Genomic DNA, 19,406 nt, shown 5'->3' with positions numbered 1-19,406 from the left:
CGGCTCCGCCGCGGGGCGTGACCAGCCACATACAACGGGCACCTTGCAGACAACCGAACGGAGCGTGAACCCATGGGCGGCCGTACTCTCATCCGTGGCGGACTAGTCATCACCGCGTCCGACGAGATCCACGCCGATGTCCTCATCGAGGACGGCAGAATCGCCGCCCTCGCCACCAGCGGAAGCGTAACCGCCGAGGCCTGGACGGCCGAGCGGACCATGGACGCCACCGGTAAGTACGTCATCCCCGGCGGTGTCGACGCGCACACCCACATGGAACTGCCGTTCGGCGGTACGGCCGCCTCGGACACCTTCGAGACCGGCACCCGGGCCGCCGCCTGGGGCGGTACGACCACGATCATCGACTTCGCCGTGCAGAGCGTCGGCCAGTCGCTGCGCGACGGCCTCGACACCTGGAACGCCAAGGCCGACGGCAACTGCGCCATCGACTACGGCTTCCACATGATCGTCTCCGACGTGAACCAGGACACGCTCAAGGAGATGGACCTGCTGGTCGAGGAGGGCGTCACCTCCTTCAAGCAGTTCATGGCCTACCCGGGCGTCTTCTACAGCGACGACGGCCAGATCCTGCGCGCCATGCAGCGCTCCGCCGAGAACGGCGGCCTGATCATGATGCACGCCGAGAACGGCATCGCGATCGACGTCCTCGTCGAACAGGCGCTCGCCCGGGGCGAGACCGACCCCCGCTACCACGGCGAGGTCCGCAAGGCCCTCCTCGAAGCCGAGGCCACGCACCGCGCCATCAAGCTCGCGCAGGTCGCCGGCGCACCCCTGTACGTCGTCCACGTCTCGGCGCAGGAGGCGGTCGCCGAGCTGGCACGGGCACGCGACGAGGGGCTCAACGTCTTCGGTGAGACCTGCCCGCAGTATCTGTTCCTGTCCACCGACAACCTCGCCGAGCCGGACTTCGAGGGCGCGAAGTACGTGTGCAGCACGCCGCTTCGGCCCAAGGACCACCAGGCCGCGCTGTGGCGGGGCCTGCGGACCAACGACCTCCAGGTGGTGTCGACGGACCACTGCCCGTTCTGCTTCGAGGGGCAGAAGGAGCTGGGGCGCGGCGACTTCTCGAAGATCCCCAACGGGCTCCCCGGCGTCGAGAACCGCATGGACCTCCTCCACCAGGCCGTCGTCGACGGGCACATCAGCCGCCGTCGCTGGATCGAGATCGCCTGCGCCACCCCGGCCCGGATGTTCGGCCTCTACCCGAAGAAGGGCACCATCGCCCCGGGCGCCGACGCCGACGTCGTCATCTACGACCCGCGGGCCGAGCAGACCGTCTCCGCCGAGACGCACCACATGAACGTCGACTACTCGGCGTACGAGGGCAAGCGGATCACCGGCCGCGTCGAGACCGTCCTGTCCCGGGGCGAACTCGTCATCACCGAGCGGGAGTTCACCGGGCGCGCGGGTCACGGCGTCTACACCCCCCGCTCCACCTGTCAGTACCTCAACTAGGAGCAGCGCTCATGGACTTCGGCCTCGTCCTGCAGACCGACCCGCCGGCCTCGCGTGTCATCGAGCTGATGCAGCGCGCCGAGGGCAACGGCTTCACGTACGGCTGGACCTTCGACTCCGCCGTGCTGTGGCAGGAACCGTTCGTGATCTACAGTCAGATCCTTTCCAGCACCGAGAAGTTGACGGTCGGACCGATGGTCACCAACCCGGGCACCCGTACCTGGGAGGTCACCGCCTCCACCTTCGCCACCCTCAACGACATGTTCGGCAACCGCACGGTGTGCGGCATCGGCCGCGGCGACTCCGCGATGCGCGTCGCCGGCCGTACGCCCAACACCCTGGCCCGGATCAGCGGCGCGATGAAGGTCATCCGCTCGCTGGGCCGGGGCGACGAGGCCGACCTAGGCGGTACGGTGATCAAGTTCCCGTGGGTGAAGCCGGGCGCCGAACTCCCCGTCTGGATGGCCGCGTACGGCCCCAAGGCGCTCAAGATGACCGGTGAGGAGGCCGACGGGTTCATCCTCCAGCTCTCCGACCTCTATCTGACCGAGTACATGGTCAAGACGGTCAAGGACGCCGCTGTCGCCGCCGGACGTGACCCGTCCGAGGTGAAGATCTGCGTCGCCGCCCCCGCGTACATCACCGAGGACGACTCGCCCGAGGCGCTCGCCCACGCCCGCGACCAGTGCCGCTGGTTCGGGGGGATGGTCGGCAACCACGTCGCCGACCTCGTGTCGAAGTACGGCGAGCACTCCGCCGCCGTACCCGAGGAACTCACCGACTACATCAAGGCCCGCGAGGGCTACGACTACTCCCACCACGGACGGGCCGACAACCCCGACACCCAGTTCGTGCCCGACGAGATCGTCGACCGGTTCTGTGTCATCGGTACCCCCGCGATGCACATCGAGAAGCTCAACAAGCTGCGTGAGCTCGGCGTCGACCAGTTCGCCGTCTACGACATGCACGACGCCCAGGAAGCCGTCATCGACGCCTACGGGTCGACGGTGATCCCGGCCGTCAACGCCTGACGACGTACGCAGGCTGCTGTGTTACGTCCCCACCATCTCCCTCTCCCCGGCGTTCAGGTTGCCGGGGGGAGGGTCAGGACACCTCCGGGTGTCCTGTGCGCGTCCCCCAACGCGCCGCCCGCACGGCCTTTCCCGACCCATCTCATTGATTGGCCTGCCCATGACCGACACCGCTCCCACGGCCATACCGCCGTCCTCCCAACTCACCCTCCCCGACGGCCGGGTGGAGATCTCCCCCGACGCGCCCGTTCCCAGCGGGCCGTACGCCAACGAGGACCTGCTGCCGGTTCCGGTCGAGAAGCGCACCTGGAACACGTACAACTTCTCGGCTCTCTGGGTGGGCATGGCCCACAACACGGCCTCCTGGACCCTCGCTTCGGGTCTGATCGCCGTGGGCATGGACTGGAAGCAGGCCGTGCTCACGATCGCCCTGGCGAACGTGATCGTGCTGGTCCCGATGCTCCTCACCGGGCACGCAGGGCCCAAGTACGGCATCCCCTTCCCGGTCTTCGCCCGCGCGTCCTTCGGGGTGCGCGGCGCCAACCTCCCCGCTGTCGTACGGGCGTTGGTGGCGTGCGGCTGGTTCGGCATCCAGACCTGGATCGGCGGCGAGGCGATCTACTTCCTCGCCGGGAAGCTGATCGGCAACGGCTGGAGCGACGCCGGGAAGATCGGCGGCTACGCCTGGACCATGTGGCTGTCCTTCGCCATCTTCTGGGCGATCCAGGTCGCCATCATCTACCGGGGCATGGAGACGATCCGCCGCTTCGAGAACTGGGCCGCGCCCTTCGTGCTCGTCGGCGCCGGCGCGATGCTGTGGTGGATGGCAGACAAGGCCGGCGGCTTCGGTCCGCTGCTCGACCAGCCCTCCAAGCTGGGCTACGGCGCGGACTTCTGGAAGATCTTCGCGCCCGCCCTCATGGGCATGATCGGCTTCTGGTCCACGCTGTCCCTGAACATCCCGGACTTCACCCGCTACGGCAAGAGCCAGAAGGCCCAGACGTGGGGGCAGGCGCTCGGCCTGCCGACCACGATGACCCTGTTCGCGTTCCTGTCCGTCATGGTCACCTCGGGGTCGCAGGCCGTGTACGGCGAGGCCATCTGGGACCCGGTACAGCTCGCCGCCAAGACCGACAACGTCTTCGGGCTGCTGTTCGCCCTGGTCACCGTGCTGGTGGCGACCCTGTCCGTGAACGTCGCGGCCAACCTGGTCTCCCCGGCCTTCGACTTCTCCAACATCGCGCCCCGGAAGATCAGCTTCCGGGCCGGCGCGCTCGCCACCTGTGTACTCGGCGTCCTGATCTTCCCGTGGAAGCTGTACTCCGACCCGCAGGGCTACATCTTCACCTGGCTCGGCCTGGTCGGCGGGCTCCTCGGCACGGTCGCCGGCATCCTCATCGCCGACTACTGGATCCTGCGCCGAGGCAAGCTCGACCTCGCCGACCTGTACCGGGCGGGCGGACGCTACTGGTACGACAACGGCTGGAACTGGCGGGCGGTCGTCGCCTTCCTGGTCGGCGGCGTGCTGGCCGTCGGCGGTGCCAATTTCGCGCCGCTGGTCGACGGGCGGCCCATCCCGGCACTGTCCTCACTGGCGGACTACGGCTGGGCCGTGGGCCTGGGCACGTCGATGGTGCTCTACCTGGCGCTGATGCTGGCGACCGGGAAGGGGCGGGACGAGGTGAAGGAGACGACCACGGTATGACCCTGTGACTCGCCCCGGAGGGCGGCCGGTTCTACCGGCTGCCCTCCAGGGCTGCCACCGCGTCCCGGGCGGCCTTGATGGCGCCCTTGTTGATCACATCCGTGCTGGGTGCCTTCTTCGACTCGAAGTCGCTGCCGTTGTACGTGATCACCACCAGCGCGTTCGACGCGCGGACCAGGACCACACCCTCGCGGGTCTGCTGCTTGTCCTCGGTGGTCAGGTTCACGACGGAGTAGGCGGCGTCCCCGAGGCCCGGCACCTCCCCGCCGCCGCTCTTCTCCGTCAGGCGGTCCTTGTACGTCTTCTCCGCCGCCGCGTCCGTGTCGGACAGCTCGAACGACACGTCGAGCCAGCGGTAGTCGTACCCCTTGAGCGCGTTCCAGGAGCAGGTGCGGCGCGCATCCGTGTCCGTCGACGGGATCTCCTTGCCGGCCGCCTTGGCGCCCGGGACAAGGGACTTGACCGTCCCCGGGTTGATGGCCGAGCAGGGTGCGGGCGCGGCGGTGAAGGTCTTCGTGGCCGCCGAGGTCGAGGGTGCGGTGGGTGATGCGGACGCGCCCGTGGTGGCCGCCTTCTGATTGTCGGTGGGCGCCGTGGTGAGCGGGCCCGAGGACAGCGCCCAGCCGGCTGTGGCGAGCACGGCGACGGGCGCCAGGCGGGCGGTGAGTGCGAGCGGCAGAGGAAGGCTCAAGGCGCACTTCTCGTGGGGGACGGTGCGGAGGGGGTCCGCACTCCGGACGGGACGCCAGTGTCACATGACTGCCTGTGGGGGCGGAAGTAAGAACTCGCTCCGTGGCGGTGCGATGACTGCCACCCATGGCCGGCCGCCCGTACTGTCCGTCGGAATGCGCAAATCGGCGCCCATAGTGCTCAATTCACTTTTAGTGACATGGAACAAGACGAAATTCCCATAGATGGCGAAGTGGACGACGGTACCGGCCGAGTGAGAGGTCGGAGACCAAGGGTGAGAGGTGAGCCGACGCGGGCGGTGTACCGGCGACGCGGTGAGGGGTACGTACGATCATCGGATCGTGTGCCGCAGTGAGGGAGTCGCCCGTGTTCACCACCCGACCCACGCTCCAGGGCACCTTCGGGATGGTGTCCTCCACGCACTGGCTTGCCTCGCAGTCGGCGATGGCCGTCCTGGAGGACGGCGGCAACGCGTACGACGCCGCCGTCGCCGCGGGCTTCGTCCTGCACGTCGTCGAACCGCACCTCAACGGGCCCGCCGGTGAGGTGCCGATCATCCTCGCCCCGGTCGGCGGCGAGGTGCGGGTGCTGTGCGGGCAGGGTGTCGCACCCGCCGGGGCCACGGTCGCGCACTACAGGGGACTCGGTCTGGATCTCGTCCCTGGCACCGGGCCCCTCGCCGCCGCCGTGCCCGGTGCCTTCGACGCCTGGATGCTCCTGCTCCGCGACCACGGCACCAAGCCGCTCGCCGACGTCCTCAAGTACGCCATCGGATACGCCGAGGACGGGCACGCGCCCGTGGAGAACGTCGGCGCGACCGTCGAGACCGTACGAGAACTGTTCGAGACGGAGTGGACCTCCTCCGCGGACGTGTACCTGCCCGGCGGACAGGCGCCCCGGCCCGGCCGGCTGTTCCGCAACCCCGCCCTGGCCGCCACCTGGAAACGCCTGCTCGCCGAGGTCGCCGGGGCCGGGGACCGGGTCGCCCAGATCGAGGCGGCACGGGAGGTGTGGCGCACGGGCTTCATCGCCGAGGCACTCCTGCGACAGTCCGCGCGACCCACCCTCGACACCAGCGGCACGCACCGCACCGGCACCCTGACCGCCACCGACCTCGCCTCCTGGTCCGCGGCCTACGAGTCCCCGGCCACCTACGACTGGCGCGGCTGGACCCTGTGCAAGGCCGGCCCCTGGAGTCAGGGTCCGGCCCTCCTCCAGCAGCTCGCGCTCCTCCCGCCGGAGCTGCCGGCGTACGGGTCCGCCGACTACGTCCACCTGCTGATCGAGGGCTGCAAGCTCGCCATGGCGGACCGGGAGGCCTGGTACGGGGACGCGTCCGGCGGGGCCGACGTGCCGCTCGACGCACTGCTGTCCGACGCCTACAACGCCGACCGGCGGGCCCTCGTCGGGGAGAAGGCCTCGTACGAGCTACGGCCCGGCAGCCCCGGCGGGCGCACCCCGCGACTGTGCGCACACGCGCGCGTGGTGGCCACGGACGAACCCGGATTCAGCCCCCTGGGGGTCGGGGAGCCGACCGTCGCCAAGCTCCCCATCCCACCCGTGCCCGGCGAGCCGGAGATCACCCCCGACGGCTCCACCCGGGGCGACACCTGCCACCTCGATGTCGTCGACCGCTGGGGCAACATGATCGCGGCCACGCCCAGCGGAGGCTGGCTCCAGTCCAACCCCGTCGTACCCGAACTGGGCTTCCCCCTCGGCACCCGGCTCCAGATGGCCTGGCTGGAGGAGGGCCTGCCGAACTCCCTCACTCCGGGCCGCCGCCCCCGGACCACCCTCACCCCTTCCGTCGCGCTGCGTGACGGAGTGCCGGTGCTGGCGTTCGGTACGCCCGGCGGGGACCAGCAGGACCAGTGGCAGCTGCACTTCTTCCTCGCCGTGGCCCTGCGCCCCGAGGTGCGCGGCGGCCTGGACCTCCAGGGGGCGATCGATGCCCCGAACTGGCACAACGACAGCTTCCCGGGTTCCTTCTACCCGCGCGGCATGCGCCCCGGGAGCGTCACCGTCGAGGCCCGCACGGCAGGCGAGGTGGTCGAGGAGCTGCGCCGCCGGGGGCACGACGTGACGATCGGCGACGACTGGTCCGAGGGCCGGCTGTGCGCGGTCGCCCGGGATCCGGACACGGGTGTCCTGTCGGCGGCGGCGAATCCGCGGGGGATGCAGGGGTACGCCGTCGGGCGCTGATGTCCGAATCCCGGTCTTCAGGCGGATTCCATCCCATGTCCACCGGCCCGGCGGGGATTGTCAGTGGCGCATGCTCTCATGGAGACATGATCGAAGAAAACGAAACCATCGAAGAGTTTCTCGCCGGGTACGCGTCCGACGTCGAAGAAGCGGTCCGTGAGGCGGCGGCCGCGGAGATCATGCCGCGTTTCCGGCAGCTAGCCGCCCACGAGGTCGACCAGAAGAGCGGCCCGCACGACCTGGTGACGGACGCCGACCGCAAGGCCGAGCTGTATCTCACCGAGGTGCTGCCCAAGCTGCTGCCCGGGTCCGTCGTCGTCGGCGAGGAGGCCGTGCACGCCAACCCCGCTTCGTACGAGGCGATACAGGGCGAAGCACCCGTCTGGATCGTCGACCCCGTGGACGGCACCCGGCAGTTCGTCCACGGCGACCCCGGCTTCTGCACGCTCGTCGCGCTCGCACACCGCGGCGTCGTCCGCGCGTCGTGGACGTTCGCCCCGGCCCGCGAACAGCTCGCCACGGCCATCCGGGGACAGGGCGCCTTCCTCGACGGCGCACCCCTGCACGCGGGCGCGCCCGAGCCCGGCCGTGACCTCCGGGTGGCCACCTCCCACCCGGACTACACGACGGACGAACAGAAGCGCGCCCTGCTCGGCGTGTGGACGGACGGTGTCCGGCCGCGTGCCTGCGGTTCCGCCGGCCTGGAGTATCTGGCCATCGCCCGGGGCGAGCTGGACGCCACCGCGTTCTCCTGGGAGGCCGCCTGGGACCACGCCGCAGGCATCCTCCTCGTCGAGGAGGCCGGCGGCGCCCATCTGACCCGCGCGGGCGAGCCCTTCCGTATAACCGGCGGCAACGTGCTGCCGTTCACCGCTGCACGCGATGAGGCCACGGCTCGCCGGGTGGTGGAGCTGCTGTCGGGCGGAGCCTGATCTGCGGGCGGGCCGAGCTGAAGCGCAGGGTGACGACCTCGAACTCGGCCACGGTGCCCACCGTCGGCCAGTCCGCGGGGTCGAAGGGCAGCCAGGCGACGTCCACGAAGGCGTCCACCGGCAGGTTGATGTCGACGAACAGACCCGTCCGGCCCGGCCCCCACGGCAGCGCGCACACCATGCCGGTGACCAGGGAGCCCTCCGGCAGCGGGCCGGTGACGTAGTGGCTCAGGTGCCGATGCCGCAGGGCCGTGGACCACGCCCGCTCGAACTCCGACTCGGACACGTCCACCGCCTCCGGCGGCACCTCCACGGCGCCCTCGGTGAACGCCCCGTACACGGTCTGGTAGAGCTGGACACCCAGGCGCCCGAACCGCTCGCGCACGAGGGCCAGTTGGGCCTGTGCGGCGGCCATCGAGGCGCCGCCGGAGGTGGTGCCGTCGGGGTTCTGGAGCGCCTCGCACGAGCGGGGTACCTCCAGTGCTGCCTCGAACACCGCCTGCCGCAGCACCCAGCCGTCGTCCTCGACCTCGAACCAGTACCAGGCGGTGTCGTCGGCGTCCTCGCCGGGCGATTGGATGCGGAAACGGCGCGTCATCCGGCCGAGGTTACCCGCGCCGAGCGGTGTCGGTGTCCCGGCATATCCTGATCTGAAGTGGCCGTCGGCTGACAAAGGAGTCCGAAGGTGCCGTCGATGCTCGATGTGGTCGTGGTGGGGGCGGGGCCCAACGGGCTGACGGCTGCCGTGGAACTGGCCAGACGAGGCTTCTCCGTCGCCGTCTTCGAGGCGCGCGACACCGTGGGCGGTGGCGCCCGAACGGAGGAGCTGACGCTGCCCGGCTTCCGGCACGACCCGTGCGCGGCGGCGCATCCGCTCGGTATCAACTCCCCGGCGTTCAGAGCGATGCCGCTGGCGGGGTACGGGCTGGAGTGGCTGCACGCCGACCTGCCCATGGCACATCCGTTCCTGGACGGCACGGCCGCGGTGCTGTCCCGTTCCGTGGCCGAGACGGCCGCCTCCTTCGGTCCGCGTGACGCGGGCGCGTACCGCAGGCTGGTCGAGCCGTTCCTCAGCAGGTGGGACACGCTGGCCCACGACTTCATGTCCCTGCCCCTGTCCTCCCTGCCCCGCGACCCGGTCACCCTCGCCCGCTTCGGCCTGGCCGGGCTGCCGCCCTCGACCTGGCTGATGCGCCGCTTCCGCGACGAGCGGGCGAAAGCCCTGTTCGCAGGCCTCGTCGGACACGTCATGGCCCCGCTCGGCGGGATCGCCACCGGGGCAGTCGGCCTGGTCTTCGCCCTGGCGGCACACGCCCGTGGCTGGCCGGTCGCCCGTGGCGGTTCCCAGTCGATCTCCGACGCGCTCACCGCGTATCTGACGGACCTCGGCGGCACCGTCCACACCGACTACGAGGTCAAGCGGCTGGACGACCTGCCACCCGCGCGTGCGTATGTCTTCGACACCTCACCCACCGCACTGGCCCGCATCGCGGGTTTCGGCGGCTACTACGAGCGCTATCGCTACGGCGCGGGCGTCTTCAAGATCGACTATGCGCTGGACGGCCCCGTGCCCTGGACGGCGCCGGAGGCCCGCACGGCGACCACCGTCCAGGTCGGCGCGGACAGCGTCGAGATCGACACCGCTCTGCGCGCCGCCTCCCGCGAGGGCCGGGCACCCGACACCCCCTTCCTGATCACCGTCCAGCCGAGCCTCGTAGACCCCTCCCGGGCTCCGGAGGGCAAGCAGGTCTTCTGGGCCTACGGACACGTCCCGAACGGCTGGACGGGCGACCTCACCGACGCCATCGAGCGCCAACTGGAGCGCTTCGCCCCCGGCTTCCGCGACCGGGTCCTCGCCCGCGCGACCGCAGGCCCGCCCCAACTCGCGGCCCGCAACGCCAACTACGTCGGCGGCGACATCGGGTCCGGCGCGGCCAGCGGCCTCCAGCTCGTGCTGCGCCCCAGGCTTTCCCTGTTCCCGTACGCCACCCCCCACCCGGCCGTCTTCATCTGTTCCTCGGCCACTCCGCCCGGCCCAGGCGTCCACGGCATGTCGGGACACAACGCGGCGAAGGCCGTCTGGAGAAGGCTGAGGCAGTCATGACCGCCATCGTGCTTGTCAAGGGCGACATCACCCGACAGAGTGCCGACGCGATCGTCAACGCGGCGAATTCTTCACTCCTGGGTGGGGGAGGCGTCGACGGGGCGATCCACCGCAGGGGTGGTCCGGAGATCCTCGCCGCCTGCCGAGCCCTGCGCGCAGGGCACCACGGCAAGGGACTGGCCACCGGCAAGGCGGTCGCCACGACTGCCGGAAACCTGGACGCGCGCTGGGTGATCCACACGGTGGGGCCCCGATTCCTCCCCGAGGAGGACCGGTCGGCACTGTTGGCCTCGTGCTACCGGGAGTCACTGAGGGTGGCCGACGAACTCGGCGCCCGCACGGTGGCGTTCCCGGCCGTCTCCGCGGGCATCTTCGGGTGGCCGATGGAGGACGCGGCCCGTATCGCGGTGGAGACGGTGCACGCCACGGAGACGGCGGTCGAGGAGGTGCGGTTCGTCCTCTTCGACGATCAGGCGTACGAGGCGTTCGCCGGGCAAGTGCGCTGTTGACGGCGGGGGCTCGGCCCGCTTGACCGGTCCACCTGGCGGACGCGGCAGCTGGTTCGGTGGGTGCGGCGAAGAGCGGCGGCCCGTCGATGCGGTGGGCGACGGTGTGCTCCGCCGGCAGACATGCGTCTCGGCGCTGTCGCCCCGGTCCAGGGGCCACGTCGGGGCGAGGGGGGCGGGGCTGCGCGGCCATGGCCCGGAGCGCGGGGGTGCCCGCGACGACGGCCAGGCCGATGATCACCGCGTACGACAGGTCGAGGACGAGGGCGGCGAGGACGCTCAGCACCAGGATCAGCGCGTCGGAGCGGGTCGCCCTGGCCATCGCCCGCGGTGAGCCGACCTCGACCGTGTGGATGGCGGGCCATCGCCTCGACGTCGGCACGCACGGGCGGCAGAAACCGCACCGCGCCCCATGCAACGCCCTGCTCGGCGGATGACGGGCCCGCTCACTCCACCCTGGCCGACATGGCGAAGCGGACACGTCCGGCTCTCTCGTTCTCGCCCGGCCGTCCCTGGACGGACGCGGTTTCCGCGAACACACCCGGTGGAGCAATGCAGACAATGGCGGGATTCGGCAACGGGCATCCGACGGCACCCGCCGCGCAAGTGCCGTGCACACTCCGGGAGTCAATCGGTGGTACCCGTCTCGGCGTCGGCGTCCGTGTCGCTCAGGCCGAGCCGCAGATGCTCCACGTGGTAGACCGCCTGGTCGAGAAGTTCGGCGACATGGTGGTCGTGCAGCGTGTACACCACGGAACGCCCGCGCCGCTCGCCGACGACCAGGCCCAGGTTGCGCAGCAGTCGCAGCTGGTGCGAGCACGCGGACTGCTCCATGCCCACCTCGGCCGCCAACTCCGTCGCCGGAAGCGGGCCTTCGCGCAGTCGAGCCAGGATCAGCAGGCGGGAGGGTGTGGACAGGGCCTGGAGTGTGGTGGCCACCTTCGCGACATTGTCCGCGTCGATGCGTACGCGCTCGGCGGCGTCCTGCGCGGTGACGACGGCTCCATGACCCATAGCCGTATCTTACTCATCACGCATGAACGAATGAATGGGTGTTCATGTGTTCCTGTATGGTGCTGGGGTGTCTGCCACTCTCACCCCGGCCCCGGCCGTCCCGTCGTCCCCCGCGTCGACCGCACCCAGCCGCCGTACCCGCGTCCTGGCGCTCCCCGAAGCCCGCTGGGCCACCGCGGCCACCGCCCTGTTCCTGCTCGCACTGCCCCTGCAGCTGGCCGGGACATCCGCCTGGCTCTGGGGCCCGCTCTACGCGCTGGCCTACGCCACCGGTGGCTGGGAGCCCGGCTGGGAAGGCCTGAAGGCGTTGCGGGACCGGACCCTCGATGTCGACCTGCTGATGATCGTCGCCGCCCTGGGTGCCGCCTCGATCGGCCAGGTGATGGACGGCGCCCTGCTGATCGTCATCTTCGCGACCTCCGGTGCCCTGGAGGCACTGGCCACCGCGCGCACCGCCGACTCGGTCCGCGGCCTCCTCGACCTGGCCCCCGCCACGGCCACCCGGCGGGAGGCGGGGGGCGGTGAACTGACCGTACCCGTCGCCGAGTTGACTATCGGCGACACCATCTTCGTACGCCCCGGAGAACGCGTCGGCGCCGACGGCCGTGTACTGGACGGCGCGAGCGAGGTCGACCAGGCGACCATCACCGGCGAACCGCTGCCCGCGCCGAAGGGGCCGGGGGACGAGGTCTTCGCCGGCACCCTCAACGGCGCCGGTGCCCTGCTCGTACGGGTGGAGCGCGACGCCTCCGACTCGGTGATCGCCCGGATCGTGCGCATGGTCGAGGAGGCGTCCGAGACCAAGGCGCCCACCCAGCTGTTCATCGAGAAGGTCGAGCAGCGCTACTCGCTGGGCATGGTCGTGGCCACCCTCGCCGTGTTCGCCGTACCGCTCGCATTCGGTACGACCCTCACCGACGCCCTGCTGCGCGCCATGACCTTCATGATCGTGGCCTCGCCCTGTGCGGTCGTGCTCGCCACCATGCCGCCCCTGCTCTCGGCCATCGCCAACGCCGGCCGACACGGTGTGCTGGTCAAGTCGGCGGTGGTGATGGAACGTCTTGCGCAGGTCGACATCGTCGCCCTCGACAAGACCGGCACGCTCACGGAGGGCACGCCGAGGGTGACGGATGTACGACCGTTGCCGGGTTCGGGCCTGGAGCGGGAACCGGACGAGGACGGACTGCTGGCGCTCGCGGCGGCGGCCGAGCATCCGAGCGAGCACCCGCTGGCCCGGGCCCTGCTGGAGGCCGCGCGGGAACGAGGGCTCACGCTGTCCGCGGCGGAGGACTTCACGTCGATGCCCGGCGTGGGCGTGACGGCGGTCGTGGACGGGCGTGTGGTCGTGGTGGGGGCGCCGGAACGGCTGCTGGGCGGAGCCGGGGTGCCGACGGACTCGGCAACTCGCTTGCTGATCGAGGAAGTTGAGGCGTCCGGGCGTACGGCGGTCCTTGTCGTCGCCGACAACGTGCCGGTCGGAGTGCTCGGTCTCGCCGACCGGCTGCGTCCCGGTGCCGCCGACACCGTCGCCGCGCTCACCGAACTCACCGGCACCGCACCCGTGTTGCTGACCGGTGACAACCCGCGCGCCGCCGCCCGGCTGGCCGCCGAGGTCGGGATCGAGGACGTGCGGGCCGGCCTGCTTCCCCAGCAGAAACTGGACACGGTAAGGGAGTGGGAGGCGGCCGGACGCAGGGTCATGGTCGTCGGGGACGGTGTCAACGACGCCCCGGCACTGGCCGCCTCCCACACCGGAGTGGCCATGGGCCGGGCGGGTTCCGACCTCGCGCTGGAGACCGCGGACGCCGTGATCGTGCGGGACGAGCTCGCCACCGTCCCCGCCGTGATCGCCCTCTCCCGGCGAGCCGGACGCCTGGTGGCACAGAACCTGGTGATCGCCGGGGTGTTCATCGCGGGCCTGGTCGCCTGGGACCTGATCGGTACGCTGCCGCTCCCGCTCGGCGTCGCGGGCCACGAGGGCTCGACCGTGCTCGTCGGCCTCAACGGGCTTCGGCTGCTGCGGGAGACGGCCTGGCAGGATGCGATGAGCCGGGCGAGCCGGTGAGGCCTCGACCAAGACGGAAGGTGATCCGGGAGTCCCCTGGACACGCCACCTTGATGTCGGATTCTCGCCAGCCCCGGCCCGGGTCATCGCCGATGCTGGACGTATGCGGAACGCGATGCACACCGACACCGAACGCTGCGTACGTGCCGTCCGGTCCAAGGACGCGCGCTTCGACGGCTGGTTCTTCACGGCGGTCCTGACCACCCGGATCTACTGCCGGCCCAGCTGCCCGGTGGTGCCGCCCAAACCCGAAAATATGACCTTCTACCCGAGCGCGGCGGCCTGCCAGCAGGCAGGCTTCCGGGCCTGCAAGCGGTGCCGGCCCGACACCAGCCCCGGCTCGCCCGAGTGGAACCAGCGCGCCGACCTCGTGGCCCGAGCGATGCGGCTGATCGGCGACGGGATCGTCGACCGCGAGGGCGTCCCCGGCCTCGCCGCCCGCCTCGGCTACAGCACCCGCCAGATCGAACGGCAACTCCTCGCCGAACTGGGCGCAGGCCCGCTCGCCCTCGCCCGCGCCCAGCGCGCCCAGACCGCGCGACTCCTTGTCGAGACGACCGCGCTGCCCATGACGGAGATCGCCTTCGCGGCCGGCTTCTCCTCGATCCGCACCTTCAACGACACCGTCCGCGAGGTCTTCGCCCTCTCCCCGAGCGCACTCCGCGACCGTCTCCCGAAAGCACGCACCGATGCGCGTCCGAGCGGGACGAGCACGGTGGGCGCGGCCGTCGGCGCCCCGGCCGCGCTGAACCTCCGGCTCCCCTTCCGAGCCCCGCTCAACCCCGACAACCTCTTCGGCCACCTGGCCGCGACCGCCGTACCCGGCGTGGAGGAATGGCGCGACGGCGCCTACCGCCGGACCCTGCGCCTCCCGTACGCGCACGGCATCGCCGCCCTCACCCCGAAACCCGACCACATCGCGTGCCGCCTCACCCTCGGCGACCTGCGCGACCTGCCCGTCGCCATCAGCCGGTGCCGCCGGATGCTCGACCTGGACGCCGATCCGGTCGCGGTCGACGAGCAGTTGCGTACGGATCCGGTGCTTGCGCCCCTCGTCGCGAAGGCCCCGGGGCGGCGTGTCCCGCGCACGGTCGACGAGGCGGAGTTCGCCGTACGGGCGGTGCTCGGGCAACAGGTCTCCACGGCCGCCGCCCGTACCCACGCGGCCCGTCTCGTCACGGCGTACGGCGATCCGGTCGACGACCCGGAGGGCGGACTCACCCACCTTTTCCCGACTCCACAGGCGCTGGCCGCTCTCGACCCGGAGTCCTTGGCCATGCCCCGCACCCGGCGGACCACTTTCACCAACCTCGTCGATCAACTGGCGGACGGCACACTCCACTTGGGCGTGGAGAGTGACTGGCCCGAGGCCCGCGCCCGACTCCTCGCCCTCCCTGGCTTCGGCCCCTGGACGGTCGACGTCATCGCGATGCGTGCCCTCGGCGACCCCGACGCGTTTCTTCCCACGGACCTCGGAATCCGTCGCGCGGCCCAGGAGTTGGGCCTCCCGTCGACACCGGCCGCGCTGACCGCACGCGCGGCGGCCTGGCGGCCGTGGCGGGCGTACGCGGTTCAGTATCTGTGGGCGACGGACAGCCATCCGATCAACTTCCTCCCCGTATAAGGACGTCAGGAACAGCAGTGAAGCAGCACACGGTCATCGACAGCCCGTACGGCCCCCTCACCCTCGTGGCCGACGACGGAGTCCTCTGCGGCCTCTACATGGTCGACCAGCGTCACCGTCCGCCCGAGGAGATCTTCGGCGCACGCGACGACACACCCTTCGGGGAAGCGGTCGATCAGCTGGACGCCTATTTCCAGGGCCAGTTGAAGGAGTTCACCCTTGAACTCCGCCTACCCGGAACCGACTTCCAGCGCAGGGTATGGGAACAGCTGGCCCGTATCCCGTACGGCGAGACCCGCTCGTACGGCGAACTCGCCGAAGCCCTCGGCAATCCGAAGGCCTCCCGTGCCGTGGGCCTCGCCAACGGCAAGAACCCGGTCGGCATCATCGTGCCCTGCCACCGGGTGGTCGGCGCCGACGGCAGCCTCACCGGGTACGGGGGCGGCCTGGAGCGCAAGCAGCGGCTGCTGGACTTCGAACGGGGGCCTGCGCTCTTCTAGCCCCCTCCCTCCTCACCTTCCTCCGCGCGCCCTGAGGGGCGATGGACGATGGCGCTCAGCAGCCGTTCCACGGGTTCCACGGCCATGACGGCGGGGGACTCGCAACGCCCCCGCCGCCGTGCGCTCCACGCGCCTAGGCCGGCCCGGACTCCCTCAGCCCGCGCAGCAGTTGGGGCAGGGCCGTGCCGATCGGGTCCCGAACCACCTCGTCGGCCCGGTCGTCGTACGGGGTCGGCTCGGCGTTGACGATGACGAGCCGGGCGCCGTGGTCGGCGGCGACACCGACGAGCCCGGCGGCGGGCTGGACCTGGAGGCTGCTTCCGACGGCGATGAACACCTGGCAGGCCTTGGTGATGGCGAGGGCGTCGCCGAGGACGACCGGGTCGAGGCGCTGACCGAACATCACCGTCGCCGACTTGAGAATCCCGCCGCCGTCAGACACGGCGGATCGTCCTCGCCCGCCTCGACCCTGGCGAGGGCGTCCTCCATGGGCCCGCGCGCGGAGCACCCGGTGCACACGAACTCCCGTGCGGTGCCGTGCAGTTCGAGCACCTTGCGGGCCGGCATCCCGGCGAGCTGGTGCAGCCCGTCGACGTTCTGTGTGATCACCCGCACGGGCACCCCGGCCCGCTCCAGCTCGGCCACGGCCAGGTGCGCGGCGTTGGGCTCGGCCTGAAGGGTCCGGTTCTGGCGCCGCATCTGCCAGGAACGGCGCCGGATCTCGGGATCGCTCATGTAGTAGTCGTACGTCACGAGCTTCTCGGCCTCGGGATCGCGCCGCCACAGGCCGTTGGGGCCGCGGTAGTCAGGGATCCCGGAATCGCAAGGCATCGGTGGATGTAACACTGCGAGCTGGCCAACGACGGCTCAAGCCTTGACCGTTCGAGCGCGGAGGGCGGGACAGGATGACATGGATCAAGCCATCATCATTCTCGCCTGGCAACACCGGCCGTCCGGTGGAGCTCGTCCGGTCATGGCCCGAGGTAGGGCCCAGCGGACGTGAGGAGATGGGGAACGACTGCTTGATCCATGTCAAGCCTCGTTCACAGACCTCAAGACAGTTGCTGGTGGTACGGCCGAACTGGTCATCCAAGCAGCCATGACGATGCATCATGGAGGCGTGGCTAGGAACTATGCGGACCTTTCACCTTACGACTTCGAGCTGCTCGTCAGAGACCTCCTACAAGCCGAACTGGGCCTACGCCTAGAGACCTTCCCACCTGGGCGTGACGGTGGCGTAGATGTGAGGCTGCACCGGGACGGATCGGAACAGTTGATAGTGCAGTGCAAGCACACTCCAGGAAAGCGATTCTCTGAGATAAAGGGGCAACTCGAAAGGGAGGCGAAAAAAGTCTCTGGAAGGTTCACTGCCACATACATGCTGGTTACCACTGGGTCGCTAACGCGAGCCAATAAGATTGAAATAACCAAAATATTTAAGGGTGTAAACCTCAAAGAGCCGGAAATTTGGGGAGTTGACGACATCGAGAACCTTCTACGTCGGCACCCATCCGTAGAGCAGAAAAATTTTAAGTTGTGGATCACTTCTACCGCTACACTGCAAATGCTGCTCCACTCAGCGATTTATCAACGAAGCTCAGGGCTAATTGATCACGCATTGAATCAGGCGCACAAGTATGTCCACACCGAGGCTTTCCCGATTTCTCTGGAAATGCTTGAAGGGCATCACGTGTGTGTCATATCCGGGGAGCCGGGGATCGGTAAGACAACTCTGGCGGAGATGCTAATCCTGCATCACATTGCAGAAGGATGGCAGGCCTACGTTGCATCGGAAGACGTATCTGATATCGATAAAGTCTGGCGCCCCAACGAGAAACAGATTTTCTTCTACGACGACTTCCTAGGGCAAAACTCACTCACCGACAAACTGAATAAGAATGAGGATGGCAGGCTTGCTCAAATCATCCAGCGAATGAAGCGAGATCCCTCAAAACGATTCGTTCTGACGACACGAGAATACATTCTTCGACAGGCAGCTCAAGTCTATGAGCCGTTGCGTAGGATTTCTGCGGTCAACGACGATAGGTTTATCCTTAAGCTCGATCATTACACCCCGGGCCAACGGGCGCTAATCTTGTATAACCACATATATTTCTCGAAACTCTCCCTCGTGGCCCGCCAATCGGTCATCGAGGGTCAGCTATATAGGAAACTGGTAAATCACCGAAATTACAGCCCTAGATTGATCGAACTCATTACCGCCACCTACGAGGACAGTTCTTCCCCGGGACAGACATTCGCTGAATACGCCCATTCGGGACTGGAAGACCCCGAGCATCTCTGGAATATTATCTTCGAGTATCAGCTATCAGAGTCAGAGCGCAACTTGCTGCTAGTTCTGGCAACATTTCCAACAGATGTGCTGCAGGACGACCTTCAGGAAGCTCTAGCTGGTTACGAATCCGTGCGCTGCGTGCGGAACACGACCTCCAGAGAAGTCCTCTCCGCACTCAAGCGTCTCCAAGGGACTTTCGTAACCACTATGCAGCGGAAAATTGTTGCCGATGATGAACTTGGAGAATCTCTCGCAACATTGGTCCGGTTCAGTAACCCGTCATTTAACGACTACATCTGCCGGAGCCTAGTGCTAAACCCAAGAGAGCTGACACCTATCATCGAAGGCTGTCAATTCTTTGAACAGCTCGAAACGATTTGGCAGTGGCATCTGGGACTCTTCGCCAAGAGTTACCACGCCCACAAAATTGAAGAACAGATTAATCTGACGTCCGAACGAGTCATCCCTATATTGAGCCCCAGGGGATTGGCTGCCGCCCTCCATCGGACAATGAGCCGCAATTCTTGCCAAATTCCAGGGACACAGATAGTGAACCTGACCGTTCGGCGCAAGCGCTTTTATGCGGCATCACGGGACGCCAGTATTCTCAAAATGCACTCGGATTCAAACTTTTCGCTGCTAACTAATCAGGAAATCGAACAAATAATCGAACGACTCGAACGCAGAGTGCAAGCGGATCCTGAAACATTTCCTATCGACACCTACGCTACGCGGAGTATCCTGTCGCTCTTGATGCGCAGTGGAGCACGGGTGGCGCAACTTGTCAGGTTGCGAGATCAAGCATACGAAGTGATCACATCCGATATGAGTACTCCTGACGAATACGATGAAGCATGGAGACTTCTAACCCTGGAAGGATTCCCTTTGTTCGCAGAGCTAGAGGAAAAGAAGAATGCCCTTCGGGATGAATTTCTAGCTTTTGTGAAGGATTGGGATAGGGTGAAATCCGAGGAAGCAGCAAGCGGCTCGGAATGCGAAAATGCCATTGAGGAGGTTGCTTCAGCTGGCCATACTCTCGGAATTCCATACGAAATTCGCACTCCGCTGCTTGACGAGGTACGCGAACAGTTCGACGACGAGCACGACAGACACTTTGAGGAGTACTACCAAGGTAGTTCGAGCCAAAATTCGTCATTGCGTGATGTTCTCAATGAGGCCTCGGACAAGCGAAGTGTTGATGAAATCTTTGAGACACTTCGCTGGGGTGAGAGCAGTACAGACGGCTAGCGATAGATGTAAC

General features: G+C 68.1%; 15 protein-coding genes and 1 pseudogene. 12 read left to right on the top strand and 4 right to left on the bottom strand.

What is annotated here, in order from left to right; translation table 11 throughout:
* The first annotated feature begins 72 nt into the window (after nucleotides 1-72).
* From hydA to IEY89_RS20005, 3 genes are all read left to right on the top strand, one after another.
* The gene (gene hydA / locus IEY89_RS20015) at nucleotides 73-1,476 is read left to right on the top strand and encodes a dihydropyrimidinase (protein WP_189148808.1); all 1,404 of its coding nucleotides are present in this window, start codon (nucleotides 73-75) and stop codon (nucleotides 1,474-1,476) included.
* Between the two features lie 11 nt (nucleotides 1,477-1,487).
* Entirely contained in the window at nucleotides 1,488-2,507 is a 1,020-nt protein-coding gene (locus IEY89_RS20010; RefSeq protein WP_189148807.1) for a TIGR03842 family LLM class F420-dependent oxidoreductase, read from the top strand.
* A gap of 160 nt (nucleotides 2,508-2,667) precedes the next feature.
* On the top strand, nucleotides 2,668-4,212 hold the full coding sequence (locus tag IEY89_RS20005; RefSeq protein ID WP_189148806.1) for an NCS1 family nucleobase:cation symporter-1: 1,545 nt from the start codon (nucleotides 2,668-2,670) through the stop codon (nucleotides 4,210-4,212).
* Between the two features lie 31 nt (nucleotides 4,213-4,243).
* On the opposite strand, the gene IEY89_RS20000 is transcribed toward IEY89_RS20005, so the two are convergent.
* Complete coding sequence (locus IEY89_RS20000) at nucleotides 4,244-4,903, bottom strand: hypothetical protein (RefSeq protein ID WP_189148805.1); 660 nt, start codon at nucleotides 4,901-4,903, stop codon at nucleotides 4,244-4,246.
* A gap of 365 nt (nucleotides 4,904-5,268) precedes the next feature.
* On the opposite strand from IEY89_RS20000, the gene IEY89_RS19995 reads away from it, so the two are divergent.
* Nucleotides 5,269-7,104 (top strand): gamma-glutamyltransferase family protein, encoded by a 1,836-nt coding sequence (locus IEY89_RS19995; RefSeq protein ID WP_189148804.1) that lies wholly within the window; start codon nucleotides 5,269-5,271, stop codon nucleotides 7,102-7,104.
* Nucleotides 7,105-7,190: 86 nt separating this feature from the next.
* A complete protein-coding gene (locus IEY89_RS19990; RefSeq protein WP_189148803.1) occupies nucleotides 7,191-8,036 on the top strand; it encodes an inositol monophosphatase family protein in 846 nt (281 codons plus the stop codon).
* Here IEY89_RS19990 and IEY89_RS19985 read toward each other — a convergent pair.
* Nucleotides 7,972-8,634, bottom strand: coding sequence for a hypothetical protein (locus IEY89_RS19985; RefSeq protein ID WP_189148802.1), 663 nt, complete (start codon nucleotides 8,632-8,634; stop codon nucleotides 7,972-7,974). The genes IEY89_RS19990 and IEY89_RS19985 overlap by 65 nt on opposite strands.
* Nucleotides 8,635-8,730: 96 nt before the next feature.
* On the opposite strand from IEY89_RS19985, the gene IEY89_RS19980 reads away from it, so the two are divergent.
* From IEY89_RS19980 to IEY89_RS41685, 3 genes are all read left to right on the top strand, one after another.
* Nucleotides 8,731-10,140 carry a phytoene desaturase family protein gene (locus IEY89_RS19980; protein WP_189148843.1) on the top strand — a complete coding sequence of 470 codons (1,410 nt, stop codon included), beginning with the start codon at nucleotides 8,731-8,733 and terminating at the stop codon, nucleotides 10,138-10,140.
* The gene (locus IEY89_RS19975; protein ID WP_189148801.1) at nucleotides 10,137-10,649 is read left to right on the top strand and encodes an O-acetyl-ADP-ribose deacetylase; all 513 of its coding nucleotides are present in this window, start codon (nucleotides 10,137-10,139) and stop codon (nucleotides 10,647-10,649) included. The genes IEY89_RS19980 and IEY89_RS19975 overlap by 4 nt, the downstream gene beginning before the upstream one ends.
* 206 nt (nucleotides 10,650-10,855) lie before the next feature.
* A complete protein-coding gene (locus IEY89_RS41685; protein WP_189148800.1) occupies nucleotides 10,856-11,083 on the top strand; it encodes a hypothetical protein in 228 nt (75 codons plus the stop codon).
* 190 nt (nucleotides 11,084-11,273) lie between these two features.
* Here IEY89_RS41685 and IEY89_RS19965 read toward each other — a convergent pair whose 3' ends face one another.
* Entirely contained in the window at nucleotides 11,274-11,660 is a 387-nt protein-coding gene (locus IEY89_RS19965; RefSeq protein ID WP_189148799.1) for an ArsR/SmtB family transcription factor, read from the bottom strand.
* 34 nt (nucleotides 11,661-11,694) lie between these two features.
* Between IEY89_RS19965 and IEY89_RS19960 the strand changes: the two genes are divergently transcribed.
* The 3 genes from IEY89_RS19960 (at nucleotide 11,695) to IEY89_RS19950 (ending at nucleotide 15,849) form a co-directional block, all read left to right on the top strand.
* Nucleotides 11,695-13,725 carry a heavy metal translocating P-type ATPase gene (locus IEY89_RS19960; protein WP_189148798.1) on the top strand — a complete coding sequence of 677 codons (2,031 nt, stop codon included), beginning with the start codon at nucleotides 11,695-11,697 and terminating at the stop codon, nucleotides 13,723-13,725.
* A 103-nt stretch (nucleotides 13,726-13,828) separates the two neighbouring features.
* Entirely contained in the window at nucleotides 13,829-15,349 is a 1,521-nt protein-coding gene (locus IEY89_RS19955; RefSeq protein WP_308437451.1) for an AlkA N-terminal domain-containing protein, read from the top strand.
* A 17-nt stretch (nucleotides 15,350-15,366) separates the two neighbouring features.
* Nucleotides 15,367-15,849: a methylated-DNA--[protein]-cysteine S-methyltransferase gene (locus tag IEY89_RS19950; RefSeq protein ID WP_189148797.1), complete on the top strand. Its 483-nt coding sequence runs from the start codon at nucleotides 15,367-15,369 to the stop codon at nucleotides 15,847-15,849.
* A gap of 133 nt (nucleotides 15,850-15,982) precedes the next feature.
* Here IEY89_RS19950 and IEY89_RS19945 read toward each other — a convergent pair.
* Nucleotides 15,983-16,680, bottom strand: a pseudogene (locus IEY89_RS19945) (SIR2 family NAD-dependent protein deacylase).
* A gap of 289 nt (nucleotides 16,681-16,969) precedes the next feature.
* On the opposite strand from IEY89_RS19945, the gene IEY89_RS19940 reads away from it, so the two are divergent.
* Nucleotides 16,970-19,393 (top strand): restriction endonuclease, encoded by a 2,424-nt coding sequence (locus tag IEY89_RS19940; RefSeq protein ID WP_189148796.1) that lies wholly within the window; start codon nucleotides 16,970-16,972, stop codon nucleotides 19,391-19,393.
* Nucleotides 19,394-19,406 lie beyond the last annotated feature (13 nt).

It is taken from the genome of Streptomyces lacrimifluminis (assembly GCF_014646095.1).
Lineage (GTDB): Bacteria > Actinomycetota > Actinomycetes > Streptomycetales > Streptomycetaceae > Streptomyces > Streptomyces lacrimifluminis.
This window is presented reverse-complemented; position numbering and strand designations above follow the sequence as displayed.

Bases quoted from the DNA above. Each gene is read 5' to 3' on its own strand.
- hydA (WP_189148808.1), top strand. From the start codon at position 73: ATGGGCGGCCGTACTCTCATCCGTGGCGGACTAGTCATCACCGCGTCC.
- IEY89_RS20010 (WP_189148807.1), top strand. From the start codon at position 1,488: ATGGACTTCGGCCTCGTCCTGCAGACCGACCCGCCGGCCTCGCGTGTC.
- IEY89_RS20005 (WP_189148806.1), top strand. From the start codon at position 2,668: ATGACCGACACCGCTCCCACGGCCATACCGCCGTCCTCCCAACTCACC.
- IEY89_RS19990 (WP_189148803.1), top strand. From the start codon at position 7,191: ATGATCGAAGAAAACGAAACCATCGAAGAGTTTCTCGCCGGGTACGCG.
- IEY89_RS19985 (WP_189148802.1), bottom strand. From the start codon at position 8,634: ATGACGCGCCGTTTCCGCATCCAATCGCCCGGCGAGGACGCCGACGAC.
- IEY89_RS19980 (WP_189148843.1), top strand. From the start codon at position 8,731: ATGCTCGATGTGGTCGTGGTGGGGGCGGGGCCCAACGGGCTGACGGCT.
- IEY89_RS19975 (WP_189148801.1), top strand. From the start codon at position 10,137: ATGACCGCCATCGTGCTTGTCAAGGGCGACATCACCCGACAGAGTGCC.
- IEY89_RS19965 (WP_189148799.1), bottom strand. From the start codon at position 11,660: ATGGGTCATGGAGCCGTCGTCACCGCGCAGGACGCCGCCGAGCGCGTA.
- IEY89_RS19960 (WP_189148798.1), top strand. From the start codon at position 11,695: ATGGGTGTTCATGTGTTCCTGTATGGTGCTGGGGTGTCTGCCACTCTC.
- IEY89_RS19955 (WP_308437451.1), top strand. From the start codon at position 13,829: ATGCGGAACGCGATGCACACCGACACCGAACGCTGCGTACGTGCCGTC.